15 protein-coding genes and 1 tRNA gene are annotated in these 16,326 nt (G+C 74.7%); 6 read left to right on the top strand and 10 right to left on the bottom strand.

The window, feature by feature from the left end:
- Positions 1 to 191 precede the first annotated feature (191 nt).
- The 3 genes from BJP40_RS27320 to BJP40_RS27310 form a co-directional block, all read right to left on the bottom strand.
- Positions 192 to 1,013, bottom strand: a complete 822-nt coding sequence (locus BJP40_RS27320) for an SCO1664 family protein (RefSeq protein ID WP_071283081.1) — start codon at positions 1,011 to 1,013, stop codon at positions 192 to 194.
- The gene (locus BJP40_RS27315; protein WP_071266285.1) at positions 977 to 1,567 is read right to left on the bottom strand and encodes a DUF3090 domain-containing protein; all 591 of its coding nucleotides are present in this window, start codon (positions 1,565 to 1,567) and stop codon (positions 977 to 979) included. The genes BJP40_RS27320 and BJP40_RS27315 overlap by 37 nt, the downstream gene beginning before the upstream one ends.
- A gap of 103 nt (positions 1,568 to 1,670) precedes the next feature.
- Positions 1,671 to 2,360 (bottom strand): histidine phosphatase family protein, encoded by a 690-nt coding sequence (locus BJP40_RS27310; RefSeq protein WP_071283080.1) that lies wholly within the window; start codon positions 2,358 to 2,360, stop codon positions 1,671 to 1,673.
- A 58-nt stretch (positions 2,361 to 2,418) separates the two neighbouring features.
- On the opposite strand from BJP40_RS27310, the gene corA reads away from it, so the two are divergent.
- Positions 2,419 to 3,411, top strand: coding sequence for a magnesium/cobalt transporter CorA (corA, locus tag BJP40_RS27305; RefSeq protein WP_071265501.1), 993 nt, complete (start codon positions 2,419 to 2,421; stop codon positions 3,409 to 3,411).
- Positions 3,412 to 3,469: 58 nt separating this feature from the next.
- On the opposite strand, the gene BJP40_RS27300 is transcribed toward corA, so the two are convergent.
- Together BJP40_RS27300 and BJP40_RS27295 are read right to left on the bottom strand one after the other, a co-directional pair.
- Complete coding sequence (locus tag BJP40_RS27300) at positions 3,470 to 4,255, bottom strand: hypothetical protein (protein ID WP_071283110.1); 786 nt, start codon at positions 4,253 to 4,255, stop codon at positions 3,470 to 3,472.
- A gap of 315 nt (positions 4,256 to 4,570) precedes the next feature.
- Positions 4,571 to 5,623, bottom strand: coding sequence for an LLM class F420-dependent oxidoreductase (locus BJP40_RS27295; RefSeq protein ID WP_071265482.1), 1,053 nt, complete (start codon positions 5,621 to 5,623; stop codon positions 4,571 to 4,573).
- A 197-nt stretch (positions 5,624 to 5,820) separates the two neighbouring features.
- Here BJP40_RS27295 and BJP40_RS27290 point away from each other — a divergent pair, with 197 nt between their 5' ends.
- Together BJP40_RS27290 and BJP40_RS27285 are read left to right on the top strand one after the other, a co-directional pair.
- Entirely contained in the window at positions 5,821 to 6,810 is a 990-nt protein-coding gene (locus BJP40_RS27290) for an aldo/keto reductase (RefSeq protein WP_071265484.1), read from the top strand.
- On the top strand, positions 6,807 to 9,134 hold the full coding sequence (locus BJP40_RS27285) for a helix-hairpin-helix domain-containing protein (protein ID WP_071283079.1): 2,328 nt from the start codon (positions 6,807 to 6,809) through the stop codon (positions 9,132 to 9,134). Before BJP40_RS27290 ends, BJP40_RS27285 begins: the two co-directional genes overlap by 4 nt.
- 99 nt (positions 9,135 to 9,233) lie before the next feature.
- On the opposite strand, the gene BJP40_RS27280 is transcribed toward BJP40_RS27285, so the two are convergent.
- Positions 9,234 to 9,908, bottom strand: coding sequence for a hypothetical protein (locus tag BJP40_RS27280; RefSeq protein ID WP_071265489.1), 675 nt, complete (start codon positions 9,906 to 9,908; stop codon positions 9,234 to 9,236).
- Positions 9,909 to 9,955: 47 nt separating this feature from the next.
- On the opposite strand from BJP40_RS27280, the gene BJP40_RS27275 reads away from it, so the two are divergent.
- Positions 9,956 to 10,144, top strand: coding sequence for a DUF5703 family protein (locus BJP40_RS27275; protein WP_071283078.1), 189 nt, complete (start codon positions 9,956 to 9,958; stop codon positions 10,142 to 10,144).
- 74 nt (positions 10,145 to 10,218) lie between these two features.
- Here BJP40_RS27275 and BJP40_RS27270 read toward each other — a convergent pair whose 3' ends face one another.
- The 3 genes from BJP40_RS27270 to BJP40_RS27260 form a co-directional block, all read right to left on the bottom strand.
- Positions 10,219 to 11,085: a chaplin family protein gene (locus tag BJP40_RS27270; protein ID WP_071283077.1), complete on the bottom strand. Its 867-nt coding sequence runs from the start codon at positions 11,083 to 11,085 to the stop codon at positions 10,219 to 10,221.
- Between the two features lie 151 nt (positions 11,086 to 11,236).
- Positions 11,237 to 11,470, bottom strand: coding sequence for a chaplin ChpH (gene chpH / locus BJP40_RS27265; RefSeq protein ID WP_071265495.1), 234 nt, complete (start codon positions 11,468 to 11,470; stop codon positions 11,237 to 11,239).
- Positions 11,471 to 11,709: 239 nt separating this feature from the next.
- Entirely contained in the window at positions 11,710 to 13,038 is a 1,329-nt protein-coding gene (locus BJP40_RS27260; protein ID WP_071283076.1) for a M20/M25/M40 family metallo-hydrolase, read from the bottom strand.
- Positions 13,039 to 13,214: 176 nt separating this feature from the next.
- On the opposite strand from BJP40_RS27260, the gene BJP40_RS27255 reads away from it, so the two are divergent.
- Positions 13,215 to 13,302, top strand: a tRNA-Leu gene (locus BJP40_RS27255).
- A gap of 64 nt (positions 13,303 to 13,366) precedes the next feature.
- Complete coding sequence (locus BJP40_RS27250) at positions 13,367 to 14,641, top strand: ROK family protein (protein WP_071283075.1); 1,275 nt, start codon at positions 13,367 to 13,369, stop codon at positions 14,639 to 14,641.
- Positions 14,642 to 15,113: 472 nt separating this feature from the next.
- Here the strand turns inward: BJP40_RS27250 and xylA are convergent, their stop codons facing one another.
- On the bottom strand, positions 15,114 to 16,283 hold the full coding sequence (gene xylA / locus BJP40_RS27245) for a xylose isomerase (protein ID WP_071283074.1): 1,170 nt from the start codon (positions 16,281 to 16,283) through the stop codon (positions 15,114 to 15,116).
- Positions 16,284 to 16,326: the final 43 nt, after the last annotated feature.

The following is a 16,326-nucleotide window of genomic DNA, read 5'->3' as shown; positions in this document are numbered from 1 at the left end:
GTTCCGGATACGAACCGGTGGCAAGATCCCGTCCTGATCCGCTCTCTTGCGCGCGGCGGCGACGTGTGCATGCCGCGCCCTGTGCGCGGCCCCCCGGACGCCGCGGCGCCCGCGGCGGGCCGCCCGGCTGCCCGGGAAGGCGGGGCCGGGCCCCGCGGGGCGGCGCCACCCGCACGGGGGGAGGGGTCCCGTCACACGGGGGGCCACGGGATGGGCGGCCAGTCGCCCGACGGGTGGGGGTGCCGGGCGGTGTGCGCCAGACGGTGGACGCGGGCGCGCAGCGCGTCCAGCTCGGCCGCCGTCAGCAGCGCGGACAGGCGGGACTCCAGCGGCGCGCCGGGCTCCAGCCCCTCCCCCAGTCCTGCCAGCACGGGCAGTGCCTCGTCCGGCAGGGGCTCGCCCGCCCAGCCCCACAGCAGGGTCCGCAGCTTGTCGTCCACGTGGAACGTGACCCCGTGGTCGATGGCGTACAGCCGGCCGCCGGACCCCGGCAGCAGGTGCCCGCCCTTGCGGTCGCCGTTGTTGATGACCGCGTCCAGGACGGCCAGCCGGCGCAGCCGTGCGTCGTCGGCGTGGACGAGCAGCGCGGCCCGTCCGTCACCGGTCTCGGCCGGCCCGACGGCCTTCCAGCCGGGTCCCGCCGTCCCGCCCTCCACGAGGGCCAGCAGCGGCGGCGGCGACGGGTCGGGCTCGATCCACAGCTGCACCATGCCGGGGCCGTACGGCCCGTCCCGCAGGACGGTCGGCGGGACGAGGTCCCAGCCGGTCGCCTCGGACACGGCGTACGCCGCGGCCTCCCGCTCGGCGAGCGTCCCGTCGGGGAAGTCCCACAGGGGCTGCTCCCCCGCGACCGGTTTGTAGACGCAGTCCGCGCGTTCCCCGCCGTGCGCGACCGTGCAGACCAGCACCGCGTTCGACGCCTCCCGCACCTGCCCGCGCACGGTCAGCTCTCCCTCCGCGAGGAGGTCGAGTGCCGTCAGGCCCCGCGGCGGTATCCGTTCTGGCGCGGACATACGTGTCCTTCCGGGTCGAGGGGCAGGCTGCACAGCGGGCACGGCGGGCGGCCCGCGTTGACGACCTCCAGGGCCCGTTTGGCGAAGGACCTCGCCTGGAGGCCGGTGAGCCGGACGCGGAGCATCGGGGGCCCGTTCTCCTCGTCCTGGAGGAGCCGCTCCTCCGCTTCCGCGAGGTCCTCCTCGGACTCCACGTCCAGCTCCACGAGGGCCTGTGCCTCGACGATCAGGCGCTGCTCGTCACCGTCCCAGGCGAGGGCCATGGTGCCGACGCGGAACTCCTCCTCGACCGGGGCGTCCAGGGGCGCGGTGTCGGCGACGTCGGCGGGTGCGACGGCCGGTACGGGCGCGTTCCCGCCGGTGCGGCGCACGACCTCGTCCAGCAGTTCGTCCATGCGTTCTGCCAGCGCGGCGACCTGGGCCTTCTCCAGGGCGACGCTGGTGACGCGTCCTCCTGCGGATGCCTGGAGGAAGAAGGTGCGGCGGCCAGGCAACCCGACCGTACCGGCCACGAAGCGCTCCGGCGGGTCATAGAGGAACACCTGACGGGACACGTTCCCTCTCCCTTGGCTGTGTGCACTGCTTGCGTGGATCCGACGCCGTCGCGGCGGCGGAGCACCGGGGCTGCGGTGCCATCCACCCTACTGTGCGGGGCGATCACGGTGTGCCCGTGCCGCCTCCGACCGTGGCCGCTCCGCCGTTCCCGTCGTCGCCCCGGGGGGCGAGGTCGCCGAGGTCGCCGGTGTCGCCGAGGCGCAGCAGGAAGGGCCGCAGCCGGGTGTAGCGGATGGCGGTGACCGAGCAGGGTTCGACGTGCACCCGCTGGAACAGGTCCAGGTGGAGTCCGAGGGCGTCCGCGACCAGGGACTTGATGATGTCCCCGTGCGAGCACACGAGGTAGGCCGCGTCCTCGCCGTGCTCGGCCTCGACGCGGGCGGTCCAGTCCCGCACGGCGTCGACGGCGCGGGCCTGCATGGCGCGCATCGACTCGCCGCCGGGGAAGGCCGCGGCGGAGGGGTGCTGCTGGACGGTGGCCATGAGGGGCTCGTCGGCGAGCTCGGCGAGCTTGCGTCCGGCCCAGTCGCCGTAGTCGCACTCGTTGACCCTGTCGTCCGTGTGGAGGGGGAGGCCGGGGCGGGCGTCGAGCAGCGGGCGGAGGGTCTCCCGGCAGCGCTGGAGGGGGCTGGTGACGGCCGCCGCGAGCGGGATGCCGGCGAGTCGGCCGGGGAGCGCGGCGGCCTGGGCGGCGCCGTGCTCGTCGAGTGACACGCCGGGGGTGCGGCCCGCGAGGAGTCCGGCGGTGTTGGCCGTGGAGCGTCCGTGCCGTACGAGGATCAACGTCGCCATGGGGGCCAGCCTAGGCGGTGGGGGGCGCGGGTGTGCACCGGCGGGGGTGCGGGGAAGAATACGCGCCGTGATCGTGGACTGTGCCATCTACCGGAACGGGCGCCGCCGAGAGGGGCCCGAGGACGTCGCCGCGGCGTTGGAGGAGGCCAGGGGTGCGGTGGACGCGTTCGTCTGGATCGGGTTGCACGAGCCGACGGAGGGCGAGTTCGACCGGGTGGCGGAGGAGTTCGGGCTGCACCCGCTGGCCGTCGAGGACGCGCTGAAGGCGCACCAGCGGCCGAAGCTGGAGGTGTACGAGGACTCGCTGTTCCTGGTGCTGAAGCCGGTGGTGTACGAGCCGGAGGCGGACGCGGTGTCGGCGAGCGAGCTGATGGTCTTCCTGGGTGACTCGTTCGTCGTGACGGTCCGGCACGGGGAGGGTGCGCCGCTGGGCGAGGTGCGGCGGCGGCTGGAGCGCGAGCCGGAGGTGCTGCGGAAGGGTCCGACGTCGGTGCTGTACGCGGTGAGCGACGCGGTGGTCGACCACTACATCGAGGTGGCGGCGGAGCTCCAGGTGGACCTGGAGGAGCTGGAGGCGGAGGTGTTCCAGCCGAGCGGCACGGACGCGAAGAACACGGCGTCGCGGATCTACACGTTCAAGCGGCAGGTGTTGGAGTTCCGGCGGGCGACGGGCCCGTTGGGGGCCCCGATGGAGCGCCTTGCCGGGGCGGGCGTGCCGTACGTGAGCGAGGAGGCGCAGCCGTTCTTCCGGGACGTGAGTGACCACCTGATCCGGGCTACGGAGCAGGTGGAGGGGCTGGACCGGCTGCTTTCGGACATTCTGTCGGCGCATCTGGCGCAGATGGGGGTGCGGCAGAACGACGACATGCGGAAGATCTCGGCGTGGGCGGCGATGGCCGCGGTGCCCACGATGGTCGCGGGCATCTACGGGATGAACTTCGTGCACATGCCGGAGCTGCACTGGGTGGGGTCCTACCCGGCGGTCCTCGTGCTGATGGCGGTCGCCGTGGTGGGGCTGTACCGGCTGTTCAAGCGGCGCGGCTGGATGTAGCCGGACCGCGCGGGGCGGCGCGCCGGGGCCCGGCCGGCGTGCGGGCGGCGCCGGAGCGTCAGAGGGCGGTGGCGGGCGCGGCGGGCCCGTCGAGGGCGCCCCGGCGCTCCGGCATGGCGAGGCGGACCATGCGCCGCCGGCCGCCGGCCCGCTCGTACGCGTACACGGCCCGGATGCCGGCGGCGAGGACGGCGGACCTGGCGCGGGGCCAGCGCAGGACGGCGCCCATGTGCTCCATGACGGCGAGGCTGACGTCGCGGTACACGGCCGTCTCGGCGAGGGCGGTCTCGTGCAGGGCGCGGCGAATGGCGGGGCCGTGGCCCGCGCGGGCGAGCCTCAGGAGTTCCTCGTGGCAGTAGGCGAGGTGGTTCTCCTCGTCCTGGGCGATCATGCGGACGGCCCTGCCGAGTTCCGGGTGGTGGCCGAAGTGGGTGACGAGGAGGCCCATCTGGCCGGCGGCGCGCTGCTCGGTGACGCGGCTGTGGGCGAGGTAGACGACGATGTCGTGCTCGGTGAGGGGTTCGTCGCGGCGCAGCTTGTCGTGGGCGAGGCCGATGCCGCGGCGTTCCAGGAGCACCGTGTAGTCCGTCTCCGGGGGGACGGGGGCCGGGTCGAGTCCTCGCTTCTTCAGCAGGCCGTGGAAGATGCGGCCGTGCTTCTCCTCGTCCGCGCCGTGCCGGGCGATCCTCGGGGCGAGGTAGCCGAGGCCCTCGGGGACCAGGGTGGCGATGCGCCCGTTCTCCCAGCCCCCCTGGGTCTCGCCGCTGGCGGCGATGGAGCAGAAGAGCCGGTAGGAGTCGTCGTTGTCGATGATCTCCTGGGACAGGCTGCGGGCCGAGAGCATCGCCGCCACCACCTCCGCGTCCGTGTGTCGGGGCGAGTTCCGGCCGAGTCAAACGCCCCGGGGCGGGTGCGGCAACGCCCCGGGGGCGCGGCTGCGCCGAACGGAGGAGCGCGGGTGGGGGACGCTGGTGTGAACGGGGGAACGAAGGTACGCGCCCCCTCCCGGCGGCGGGGCGTAACCGTGCGGGCGGGCCGCGCGTTGTGCTGCGTGACGGCCGTGGCGGGGATGACCCCGAGCCCCCACCACGGCCGCAGACGTGTCCGGAGGGGCCCCGGGGCCTGCGGCGGCGGCCGCGCACCGGGTGGGCGGAGGTCCTCAGTCGACGAGGCCGGCGCGCTCCAGCGCCTGGGTGCCGGCGCGGAGTGCGGCGATCCGCTCGTCGAGGGTGAAGCCGGCCGGGGCGAGGGTGAGGGTGGTGACACCGGCCGCCGCGTACGCCTGCATGCGGTCGGCGATGCGCTCGACGGGGCCCAGGAGCGTGGTGTCGTCGACGAGCTGGTGCGGCACCGCGGCGGCGGCGCCCTGCCGGTCCCCGGACAGGTACCTGTCCTGGATCTCGGCGGCCTCCTTCTCGTAGCCCATGCGCTGGGCGAGCCGGTTGTAGAAGTTCTGCTTCCTGCTGCCCATGCCGCCCACGTAGAGCGCGGTGTACGGGCGGAAGGTGTCGGCGAGCGCGGTGACGTCGTCGCCCAGGGCGAGCGGTACGGTCGGGCAGACGTCGAAGCCGTCCATGGTGAGGCCGGCCTTCTCCCGGCCCGCGCGCAGGTGCCGCACCGCGGTCTCCTCCAGGTGTGCGGCGGACGGGAAGATGAGCAGGGCGCCGTCGGCGATCTCGCCCGTCTGCTCCAGGTTCTTCGGGCCGATGGCCGCGATGTAGAGCGGGATCCGCTCGCGCACCGGGTGGACGGTCAGCTTGATCGGCTTGCCGGGGCCGCCGGGAAGGGGCAGCGTCCAGTGCTCCCCCTCGTAGGTGAGGCGCTCGCGGGACATGGCCCTGCGGACGATGTCGACGTACTCGCGGGTCCGGCCGAGCGGCTTGTCGAAGGTGACGCCGTACCAGCCCTCCGAGACCTGGGGCCCGGACACGCCGAGGCCGAGGCGGAAGCGTCCGCCGGAGAGCGAGTCGAGGGTGGCGGCGGTCATCGCCGTCATGGCGGGCTGCCGGGCGGGGATCTGCATGATCGCGGAGCCGACGTCGATGCTCTCGGTCTGGGCGGCGACCCAGGACAGGACGGTGGGCGCGTCGGAGCCGTACGCCTCGGCCGCCCAGCACACGTCGTAGCCGAGGCGGTCCGCTTCCTGTGCGACGGCGAGGTTGTCGCGGTCCATCCCCGCGCCCCAGTAGCCGAGGTTGATGCCGAGCCGCATAGCCGGTCCCCTTAAAGCGATCCGTTGGAGTGGGCGATCCGTTGGAGCAGAGCCGTTTACTGATCAGTAATGTACTGGTGTGCGGACTCTAGCGCGCGTGCCGCCGATCCGGCAGGGGACCGGCCGGACGGCGCGGTTCGGCGGAGTCGTCCACAGGCTCTGCGGCGCGCGGGGCACCGGCCAGTAATCTCGCGACCATGGAGCAGAGGCATCTCGGCCGTACCGGCCTGCGCGTGTCCCGGATCGGCCTGGGCACGCTGTCATGGGGGCGGGACACGGGCGAGCACGAGGCCGCGGAGCTGGTGAAGGTGTTCTGGGATGCCGGCGGGACACTCGTCGACACCGCGGACGTGTACGGGGGCGGGGAGGCCGAGTACCTGCTCGGGCAGTTGCTGGAGCGGCTGGTGCCGCGCCGGGACCTGGTGATCGCGACGAAGGCGGGCAGTGTGGCCGACCCCGACCCGGAGCGCCGCTTCGACGGTTCGCGGGGCCACCTGCTGTCCGCGCTGGACGCGTCGCTGGCCCGGCTGGGAACGGACTACGTGGACCTGTGGCAGGTGCACGCCTTCGACTCCCGCACCCCCCTGGAGGAGACGCTCCAGGCCCTGGACATCGCGGTGACCACGGGGCGCGCCCGCTACGTGGGGGTGGCGAACTTCTGCGGCTGGCAGCTGGCGAAGGCGGCGACCTGGCAGCTCGCCGCGCCCGGCACCCGGGCCCGGCTCGCCGCGACGCAGATGGAGTACTCGCTGCTCCAGCGCGGCGTGGAGCGGGAGGTGCTGCCCGCCGCCCGGGACCTCGGGGTGGGGCTGCTGCCGTCGTCGCCGCTGGGCCGGGGAGTGCTGACCGGGAAGTACCGGCACGGGATCCCCGCGGACTCGCGGGGCGCCTCGGACCACCTGGCGCCGTTCGTCGAGCCGTACCTGGACGAGGCGGCGCAGCGCATCGTGGAGGCGGTGGCCACGGCCGCGGACGGGCTGGCGGTGACGCCGACGCAGGTGGCGCTGGCCTGGGTGCGGGACCGTCCCGGCGTGGCGGCGCCGGTGGTGGGCGCACGCACGGCGCAGCAGCTCAGAGCCGCTTTGTCAGTGGAGGGCCTTACCCTTCCTGACGAGATCTGCCGGGCGCTCGACGACGTGTCGGCACCGGTGCACCGCTATCCCGACCAGGACTGGAGCACGCTGTGACCGCGCTTCCCCGGGGGGAGACCCCCGGCACCCCTCCCCCCGCCGACGAGGACGCGGCGCAGCCGCCCGCGCCGGGCCCGGCCGGGCCCGGCGCCGACGCCGCGGACCCGGGTACTCCGCAGGGAGGCACCGGCGGGGCGGGCGCGCCGGCGGGGACCGCCACGGGCCAGGACACGGCGGACGAGGGCGTCGCGGACACCGGCGCCCCGGACGGAAGCTCAGCGGACGGTGCTGCGGAGGGCGGTGCTCCGGACGGCGCGGGACGGGCCGGCAGCGAGCGGGCCGGGGGCGGCGGGGCGACCGCGGAGGGCACCGCGGGTGCGGACGGCGCACCGGCCGAGCTGTCCGAGGCGGAGGCCGAGCTGGCGGCGCAGCGGGAGCTCCGGGAGCGGATCGAGCGGCGCAAGGCGGAGAAGGCCGGGCCCGTGGACAGCGGCGGCAAGCTGCAGGGCGTCGCCGCGCAGTTGCTGGCGGCCGTACGGGCCGTGGAGAGCGGCGAGCAGGCGGCCGCGGCGTTCTACGAGCCGCCCGTGCCGCCGGCTCCGCCGCGGAGGCCCGCGCCCGTGGAGGCGGCTCCGGCCCCGCCCCGCCCGGAGCGCCCGGCGGGGCCGCGGCCGGCGGCTCCGGAGGCGGTGGCGGAGGTCCGCGCCGTGCTGGCCGCGGGCGGCGCCCCCGGGGCGCTGGCCGAACAGGTGGCGGAGGCGCTCGGGGAGTTCGCGGCGGTGTCGCTGCGGGAGGACCCGTGGCGGCTGCTGGCGGTGCCGGGCGTGCTGCCGGAGCAGGCGGACGGGTTCGCGCGGGCGCTCCTCGGCGCGGAGTGCGCGCCGGGCGACGGTCGCCGTACGGACGCGCTGGTCGCGTGGGTCCTCCAGAGGGCGGCACTGCAGGGGCACACGGCCCTGGACGCGGCGCGGGTGCGCACCGCCCTGGCAGGGCTGGGGGTGCAGGACCCGGAGGAGGCCGTGCGCCACGCGGTGGCGCAGGGCGTGGTCCTCGTCTTCCACGACGGGGAGGAGGACCACGAGGAGGCGGAGGGCGCCGAGGCGGAGACGGAGGCGCCGGGGGAGTCCGTGCCGGTGCTGGTGGGGCTGGACCGGTACGCGCTGGCGGAGGAGAGCCTGGCGGACGGCCTGGCCCGGCTGGCCCGCAGCGGCCCGGACCCGCGCTGGGCGGCGGCGCCGCCCTCCGGGCTGGCCCGTGCGGTGGCCGGGCACGGTCTGGTGACGCACACGGGTGGCGAAGCCGCCCGGTCCGAGCCGGTCGCCCTGGCGGCGGCGGCGCGGGGGCTGGGCTTGCGGGCGGCGGTGGCCGTGCACACGGAGAACGGCCGGCGCAGGCTGGGTCCCGACGTGCCGGCGGTGACCGTGGAAGCGCTGCTGTCCGGGACGGCCGGTCCGGGCCGGGACCCGGAGGGAGCGGTGGCCCTGGACCTGCTGGTGGTGCTGGACGCCCCGCTGCTGGACGTGGAGGCGGCGGCGATGCTGGTGGAGTCGGTGCCGGACGGCTGCCGGCTGGTGTTGAGCGGCGATCCCGGGGTGCTGCCGTCGGCGGGCGCCGGCCGGGTGTTCGCGGACCTGCTGGCGGCCCGGCTGTGCCCCCAGGTGGCGTCCCGGACACCGGACCCGGGACCGCTCGGCGAGCTGGTGTCGGGCATCGGCATCGGCGAGCTCCAGCAGGTGGAGGCGCCGCACAAGGAGGTCGTGATCGTCCCGGTGCGGGACGCGGGCGAGGCGGTGCACCGCACGGTGCAGCTCGTCGCCGACTCGGTGCCCCGCGCGCTCGGAGTACCGTCCACGCAGACGCAGGTGGTCACGGTGGGGCACGGCGGCTCGGCGGGCACCCGCGCGCTGAACGCGGCGCTCAAGCAGCGGCTGAACCCGGGGCCCGGCCGGTTCGGCGGGTTCGACCCGGGCGACCGGGTCGCGTACGCGACGGTCCCGGGGCGCACGCGGATGGGACGGGTCGTGTCCGCCGACGCGGAGGGCCTGCGCCTGGAGTGTGAGGGCGGCGAGGTCGTCGTGGCGAAGGACCGGGTGCAGGCGGTGCTGCGGCACGGGTGGGCGCTCACCGCGCACCAGGCGGCCGGGATGCGCTGGCCCGCGGCGGTGGTCGTGCTGCCGGGGGACGCGGCACAGGCACTGGACCGCACCTGGGTCTACACGGCGTTCAGCCGGGGGGAGCGGCACCTGTCCGTGGTGCACGGCGTGGACCAGGCACTGCCCCGCGCGGTAGCCCAGGCGCCCGCGCAGAGCCGCATCACCCGGCTGCGGACCCTGCTGGAGGGGCTGGCTGCCGCGGACGGGGAGGAGGACCCCGCCGAGTGATCCTGCTGCGGGCGGTGGCGGTGCCCGACCCCCGTCGCGCCGCGGGCGCGCGCCGAGCACGCCGGCGCCTCGGAGGGGCGGCCGGCGTGCTCCGTGCGGTCAGCGGCCGCCGCGGTCCTGGGGCGGGAGGTCCTCCTCGTACAGTTCGTCCTCGTCGAAGACGGCGCTGACGTCGAAGCGGCAGACGACCCGCCCGGCATCGGCCTGGTCGAAGGGGTTGCTCAGCCACTCCCCCGGCTCGGGCAGGTCGTCGGCGGCCGCCACCCACAGGGTGGAGTCGCCCTCCTCAAGGCCGAACTCCCGGTGCCGGGAAGCGATCTCGTCGGGTTCGAACTCCCCGAAGAGGACACCGAGCGCCGCGTGGACACTGGTGCCGACCACGGCGGCCACGCCGGTCACCTCGTCCGCGTCCTCGTCCTCCCGTTCGATGTCGGCGATGCGCTGCGCCTGCGCCAGCAGCCGCTGCGGCTCCGCCACCGCGTAGTCGCGGCGGATCAGCACGCTGACCGCGTTGGGGTCCTCGGGGCCCGTGTAGGGCGGCAGGGTGTCCTCGACGCCCGGGATCTCGAAGGGGGTGACCTCGTCGTAGCGGTCGTAGAGCCGTTCGTCGTACGCCTCGGCGGCGGCGGCCAGCTCGTTGAACGCGGCGAAGACCGCGGGGTCGTCGTCCCCGGTGCGGTTCTCCACCGCGGCCAGGTGACGGTCCAGTGCGGCTTTGACCGCCTCGGCGGCGGCACGTACCTCGGCAGCGGTGGGCTGCGCAGCATCAGACATAGTGCAGACGCTATCCGTACCTGGCCCCTGCCCGCACAATAGATGCGATGCCGGAATACGAATTCGTCGATGTGTACGTGCCGCGCGGTGTCTCCCGCAAGGAGGCCACGCGGCTGCTGACCGAGCACGCGGAGTACGGCCACTGGGAGTTGGACCGGCTGAGCCTGCACCGTGACGGCAGCCGCCGGGTGCGGCTGCGCCGGAGGATCATCCGCCAGGTGCGCGCCACCTGGTGACCGCCGGACACGGAGGAGCGGGCCCCGCGACTGCGGGGCCCGCTCCGTGGTGTGCGCGGGCGGATGCGCCTGCGTTACGAGGACTGCCGGGTGCGGCGGTAGAGGACCGTGCCGCCGAGCAGCGCGGCGGCGCCGGCGCCCGCCAGCAGCTCGACCGGGACCCCGGCGCCGGTGTGGGCCAGCTCGTCCACGCCCTTCGGGGCGGCGGGACCCTGGGCGTCCGGGCCGTTCGGCTCGATCGGGGAGCCGGGCTCGCCCTGGTCACCGGAGCCGTCACCGCCGGAACCGTCACCGTCACCGTCGGAGCCGCCGTTGGAGCCGTCGTCCCCACCGGGGTTCCCGGGCTCACCGGGCTCACCCGGGTTGCCGGGGTTACCGGGCTCACCGGGGTTACCGGGCTCTCCCGGGTTGCCGGGCTCTCCCGGGTTGCCCGGCTCTCCCGGGTTGCCCGGCTCTCCCGGGTTGCCCGGCTCACCGGGGTTGCCGGGCTCCCCCGGGTTGCCCGGCTCACCGGGGTAGTCCGGGGTCTGCGGGCCGTTGGAGCACTCGTTGCCGAACGACGGGTTGAGGGCGCCTCCCACGTCGACGCTGTTGCCGCACGCGTTCACCGGCACGCTGACCGGGGCCTGCACGTTGTTGCCGGACGCCACACCCGGCGAGTTGCTGGTCGAGCCGCTCGCGTGGGCGCCGCTCGACGTGTTGGCGCACTTGTTCCCGAACGTCGGGTTCAGCGCCCCGACCACGTTCACGGTGTTGCCGCACGCGTTCACCGGCACGCTGACCGGGGCCTGGACCGAGTTGCCGGACGCGACGCCCGGGGAATTGGACGCGACTGCGTCGGCTCCCGCTCCGCCGGTCGCCTGGGCGTATCCGCCACCGAGGGCGAGCACGCCGCCCGCCGCGGCAACAATGGTCAGCCCCTTGCGCGTGACCTGTCGCATAGATCTGTGTTCCTTGCCTTCTAGGCTCCCGATGCCTCCGAGCACCTCACACGGAGGCCGAATGCCCACCGGCCCCGGAGCGCATGGCGCGCGCTCCGAGGCCGGCCGGGCTCAGACCCTCACGGGTCGAGACTCAACGTCAGGCGACTGCTCAGGCGTTGACGCAGGTGTTGCCGAAGGCGGGGTTCAGCAGACCGATCACGTTGATCGTGTTGCCGCACACGTTGACCGGGATGTGGACCGGAACCTGGACCACGTTGCCCGACAGGACACCCGGGGAACCGACGGCCGCGCCCTGCGCGCCCGCGTCGGCAACGGCCAGGCCCGCGCCGGCCAGCACCAGACCACCAGTGGCAGCCGCGGTCGCGACGACCTTCTTGATCATTATTCCTCCTTGTTGGCAGTGCGGTCCCAGCCGCGGACCGCATCACCCCTAACGACAGGAGGAGGGACGGGCTACGAGGTGGCGACCCCGTTCACCCTTTTCGGTCAGACGTGTACACGCAGACGATTATGGGAGTGTCGTTTCACCGGACTTTCAGCCAGGAGTTCCGCCGTTTTCGGCCGGAAGGGCCCGTGCCCGCTCCGGGGGCCGCCCGCGTCCCCCGGAGCACGGTCACCGGGTCAGCACGCGTCGATGAACCGGTCCAGGACCCGGACGCCGAACTTCAGACCGTCCACGGGCACCCGCTCGTCCACACCGTGGAACATCCCGGCGAAGTCCAGCTCCGGCGGCAGCTGGAGCGGGGCGAAGCCGAAGCAGCGGATGCCCAGGTCGTCGAAGGACTTGGCGTCGGTGCCGCCGGAGAGCATGTACGGCACGGCACGGGCGATCGGGTCCTCCGCCCGCAGCGACGCCTGCATGGCGTCCACGAGGGCCCCGTCGAAGCTCGTCTCCAGGGCCTTGTCGGCGTGCACGTCCTCCCGCCGCACCCGGGGGCCGAGCAGCCGGTCGACCTCGGTGAGGAACTCCTCCTCGTACCCCGGCAGGAACCGCCCGTCGACGTGCGCCACGGCCTGGCCGGGGATGACGTTGACCTTGTAGCCCGCGCCGAGCATGGTGGGCGCGGCGGAGTTGCGGAGCGTCGCGCCGACCATCTTCGCGATGCCGCCCAGCTTCGCCAGCGTGGCCTCCATGTCCTCCGGGTCCAGCGGCGTGCCCAGCGCGTCGGACAGCTCGTCGAGGAAGGACCGCACGGTCTTGGTGACCCGCACGGGCCACCGGTGGCGCCCCAGCCTCGCCACGGCCTCGCACAGCTCGGTGACGGCGTTGTCGGTGTTCGTCATGGAGCCGTGGCCCGCGGTGCCCTCGACGGTGAGACGCATCCAGTGCATGCCCTTCTGGGCCGTCTCGATCAGGTACAGGCGGAGCTGCTCGTTGACGGTGAAGGAGAAGCCTCCGACCTCGCCGATCGCCTCGGTGACGCCGTCGAAGAGCTCCGGGTGCCGGTCGACGAGGTACCGGGCGCCGTACGTGCCGCCGGCCTCCTCGTCGGCGAGGAAGGCCAGGACGATGTCGCGGGGCGGCTTGCGGCCGCCGCGAAGCCGGTCGCGCACGACCGCGAGGGTCATGGCGTCCATGTCCTTCATGTCGACGGCGCCGCGCCCCCACACGCAGCCGTCGGCGATCTCCCCGGCGAACGGGTCGTGCGTCCAGTCCGCGGCGTCGGCGGGGACGACGTCGAGGTGCCCGTGGATCAGGAGGGCCGGCCGTGACGGGTCCTCCCCCGCGATGCGGGCGACGGTGGAGGCGCGGCCCTTGTGGGACTCGAAGATCCGGGGTTCGAGACCCACCTCGGAGAGCTTCTCCGCGACGTACTCGGCGGCGGCCCGCTCGCCGGGGCCGGAGTGGTCGCCGTAGTTGCTGGTGTCGATACGGATCAGCTCGCTGCAGAGGTCCGCGACCTCGCTCTCGGCGGCCGTGGTGGTGCTGGCCGGGTTCGACTCGCTCACGCTGGTTCCTCCCGCGTCGGTGGCGCTCGGGTCGGGCTGCTGCCCGGCGCCATCCTCCCCCCGACCGGGTCCGGGACCCAAGGTCCGGCCCGCAGCGGGGGGCGTGATCGGGCACGCCGAATGTTTGCTATGGTTTTCCACGTCGGAACGGCCGCGGGCCGCGAGACAGACACCTTGTCCGGGTGGCGGAATGGCAGACGCGCTAGCTTGAGGTGCTAGTGCCCTTTATCGGGCGTGGGGGTTCAAGTCCCCCCTCGGACACCACTGAAGACCCCAGTCCATCTGGGGTCTTTCTGCTGTTGCGGCGGCTGTGCGGTGCGGGAGAGCCATGAAGAAGAGTCGGGATCCGCTGGAACCCAAGGCCGACAAGGCGACCGTGCGGCGGCACAACCTCAGCCTGGTGCTGCGGGCGGTGCACGACGAGGGCGAGGCGACGCGGGCCGCGGTCGCGGCGCGGGTGGGACTGACGCGGGCGGCGGTGTCGTCACTGGTCGAGCAGCTGCTCGCGGGCGGGTTCCTGACCGAGTCGGGCAAGACCTTCAGCGGGCACGCCGGGCGTCCGGGCACGGCCCTGCGGATGGCGCGCACGGGGCCCGCGGGCCTGGGCGTGGAGGTCACCGTCGACTACGTCTCCGTGTGCGTCGTGGATCTGGCCGGTACGGACCGGGTGCGGCTCACGGAGCACCTGGACAACCGGAACGTGCCGCCGGGCGAGGTGCTGGCGCGGGCCGCGCGGATCGCGGCGCGCACGCTGGAGTCGGCGGCCGAGCAGGACCTGCGGCCGGCCGGTGTGCGGCTGGCGCTGCCCGGTCTGGTGTCGGACGGCCGGGTGCGGCAGGCGCCCAACCTGGGATGGGAGGGGGTACCTGCGGAGGAGCTGTTCGCCGGGGCGCTGAGCGCCGCGCGCCCGGGGCTGCCCGGGCTGCCGACGGGGTCCGACAACGAGGCGAACGCGGCCGCGCTGGCCCAGCTGTGGTTCGGTGAGGGCGAGGCCGGCACGGGCCGGGCCCGGAGCTTCCTGTACGTGTCCGGCGAGATCGGCGTGGGCGGCGCGGTGGTCGTCGACGGCGAGCTGCTGCGCGGCGCGCACGGCTTCGCCGGGGAGATCGGGCACGTGGTGGCGGACGCGGCGGGCCCGGAGTGCCGCTGCGGCTCCTGGGGCTGCCTGGAGCAGTACGCGGGGCAGGCGGCGCTGCTGCGCGGTGCGGGTCTCGACGCGGACGCCGGAGCGCGCGGGGTGGCGGAGCTGGAGCGGCGGGCGGGGGCGGGCGACACCCGGGCGCTCGCGGCGCTGGAGCGGGCGGGGCGGATGCTGGGGCTGGTCCTGTCGGGGGCGGTGAACCTACTGGACCCGGAGGCGGTGGTGCTGGGCGGGGTCTTCCGGGGCCTCATGCCGTGGCTGGGCCGGGCGGCGGACGAGGAGCTCTCCCGGCGCGTGGTGTCGGGCCTGTGGTCGGCGGGCGGCGGCAGGCTGCGGGCGTCGTCCCCGTCGGGCGACGCGGCCCGGGGCGCGGCGGCCCTCGTCGTGCGGGACGTGATCGCCGACCCGGTGCAGTACGCGGAGCGGTCCTCCGCCGCGGAGGGCGAAGCGGCCCGCGCCTGAGCGGCGTGGCTGCCCCGTGTGCCCCGTGTGCCCGTGTGGGTGGGGGCCCGGGCCGCCGCTTCGGGGCGGTGGGTCCCGCGTCCCTGATGACCGGTGCTGCGGTGGGGCACTCGGCGTGTCCGGGCCCGGTCCGGCGGCGGTCTCGGGCGGCGGGACGCACGGGCGAACACCGTCCCGGGCCGCCGTCCCCAGGCCCGCGCCGCATACCGTCACCTGTCAGGCGCCTTCCCGGTGGTTACGGGCTCGTGGCCCACCGGGCTCGCTCCGTCGGCCGCAGTGTCCCGGTCGCGCAGTGTGCCGTCGCGGGCGGCGCCCCGTGCATCCACGTGCCGCCCGCGCGGACCGCCTGCGGGTCCGCGCGGGCGGCCGTCGGCGGCTTCGGGCCGCGCCGGGCCGGGACGGCGGGCGGCCACGGCCCCGGGCGTGGGCGAACAGGAGGGCACCGCAGGCCGAGACCCGGCGTCGGGGGACGTCAGCGGGTGGCGAGGAGGTGCTCCAGGGCGAGCTGGTCGAGGCGTTCGAAGGCCAGGGAGCGGCGGGCGGCGGCGTCCACGTCGAAGGTTTCACAGGCCGTCGGGTCCGCGAGCAGGGACGCGAGGCCGTCCCCGGCGGTGGGTCGGGCCAGTTCGGGGAGGCGTGACGCGGCCAGGGCCTCCTGCACGTCGGGGTCGGCGCGGAAGGCGGCGGCGCGCTCCCGGAGGATGAGGTAGTTGCGCATGCAGTTCTTCGCGGACTCCCACACCCCGTCGATGCCGTCGGTGCGGACCGGTCTGAAGTCGAAGTGGCGGGGGCCTTCGTAGCCGGCCGTCTCCAGCAGGTCGACGAGCCAGAAGGCCTGGCGGAGGTCGCCGGCGCCGAAGCGCAGGTCCTGGTCGTACTTGATGCCGGACTGGCCGTTCAGGTCGATGTGGAAGAGCTTGCCCGCCCACAGGGCCTGGGCGATGCCGTGCGTGAAGTTGAGGCCCGCCATCTGCTCGTGGCCCACTTCGGGGTTGAGGCCGACGAGTCCGGGGCGTTCCAGGCGCTCGATGAAGGCCAGGGCGTGGCCGATGGTAGGGAGCAGGAGGTCGCCGCGCGGCTCGTTCGGCTTCGGCTCGATGGCGAAGCGCAGAGGGTGCCCCTGCTCGGTGACGTACTCGCCGAGCAGGTCGAACGCCTCCTTCAGTCGGTCGAGGGCGGTCCGTACGTCCTTGGCGGCGCCCGACTCCGCGCCCTCGCGGCCGCCCCACGCGACGTACACGCGGGCGCCGAGTTCGGCGGCGAGGTCGATGGCGCGGAAGGTCTTGCGCAGGGCGTAGCGGCGGACGTCGCGGTCGTTGGCGGTGAAGGCGCCGTCCTTGAAGACGGGGTGGGTGAAGAGGTTGGTGGTGGCCATGGGCACCCTCATGCCGGTGCGGTCGAGTGCGGCGCGGAAGCGTGTGACGGCCGACTCGCGTGCGGTGTCGGAGGAGCCGAAGGGGACGAGGTCGTCGTCGTGGAAGGTGACGCCGTGGGCGCCGAGGGCGGCGAGCCGCTCGACCGTTTCGACGGGGTCGAGGGCGGGGCGGGTGGGGGCGCCGAAGGGGTCGCCGCCCTGCCAGCCGACGGTCCACAGGCCGAAGGTGAACCGGTCCTCGGGGGTGGGGGTGAAGCGTTCCGGCATGGTGGTGGTCCGTTCCCGTGCGGAGTATTTGTTTGATTTGATT

Source organism: Streptomyces sp. CC53 (assembly GCF_001865245.1).
GTDB lineage: Bacteria > Actinomycetota > Actinomycetes > Streptomycetales > Streptomycetaceae > Streptomyces.
This window is presented reverse-complemented; position numbering and strand designations above follow the sequence as displayed.

What these genes read in the sequence shown, in the direction of transcription:
- BJP40_RS27320 (WP_071283081.1), bottom strand. Translation starts at nt 1,013, where the DNA reads ATGTCCGCGCCAGAACGGATACCGCCGCGGGGCCTGACGGCACTCGAC.
- BJP40_RS27310 (WP_071283080.1), bottom strand. Translation starts at nt 2,360, where the DNA reads ATGGCGACGTTGATCCTCGTACGGCACGGACGCTCCACGGCCAACACC.
- BJP40_RS27300 (WP_071283110.1), bottom strand. Translation starts at nt 4,255, where the DNA reads ATGCTCTCGGCCCGCAGCCTGTCCCAGGAGATCATCGACAACGACGAC.
- BJP40_RS27295 (WP_071265482.1), bottom strand. Translation starts at nt 5,623, where the DNA reads ATGCGGCTCGGCATCAACCTCGGCTACTGGGGCGCGGGGATGGACCGC.
- BJP40_RS27290 (WP_071265484.1), top strand. Translation starts at nt 5,821, where the DNA reads ATGGAGCAGAGGCATCTCGGCCGTACCGGCCTGCGCGTGTCCCGGATC.
- BJP40_RS27280 (WP_071265489.1), bottom strand. Translation starts at nt 9,908, where the DNA reads ATGTCTGATGCTGCGCAGCCCACCGCTGCCGAGGTACGTGCCGCCGCC.
- BJP40_RS27275 (WP_071283078.1), top strand. Translation starts at nt 9,956, where the DNA reads ATGCCGGAATACGAATTCGTCGATGTGTACGTGCCGCGCGGTGTCTCC.
- BJP40_RS27270 (WP_071283077.1), bottom strand. Translation starts at nt 11,085, where the DNA reads ATGCGACAGGTCACGCGCAAGGGGCTGACCATTGTTGCCGCGGCGGGC.
- chpH (WP_071265495.1), bottom strand. Translation starts at nt 11,470, where the DNA reads ATGATCAAGAAGGTCGTCGCGACCGCGGCTGCCACTGGTGGTCTGGTG.
- BJP40_RS27250 (WP_071283075.1), top strand. Translation starts at nt 13,367, where the DNA reads ATGAAGAAGAGTCGGGATCCGCTGGAACCCAAGGCCGACAAGGCGACC.
- xylA (WP_071283074.1), bottom strand. Translation starts at nt 16,283, where the DNA reads ATGCCGGAACGCTTCACCCCCACCCCCGAGGACCGGTTCACCTTCGGC.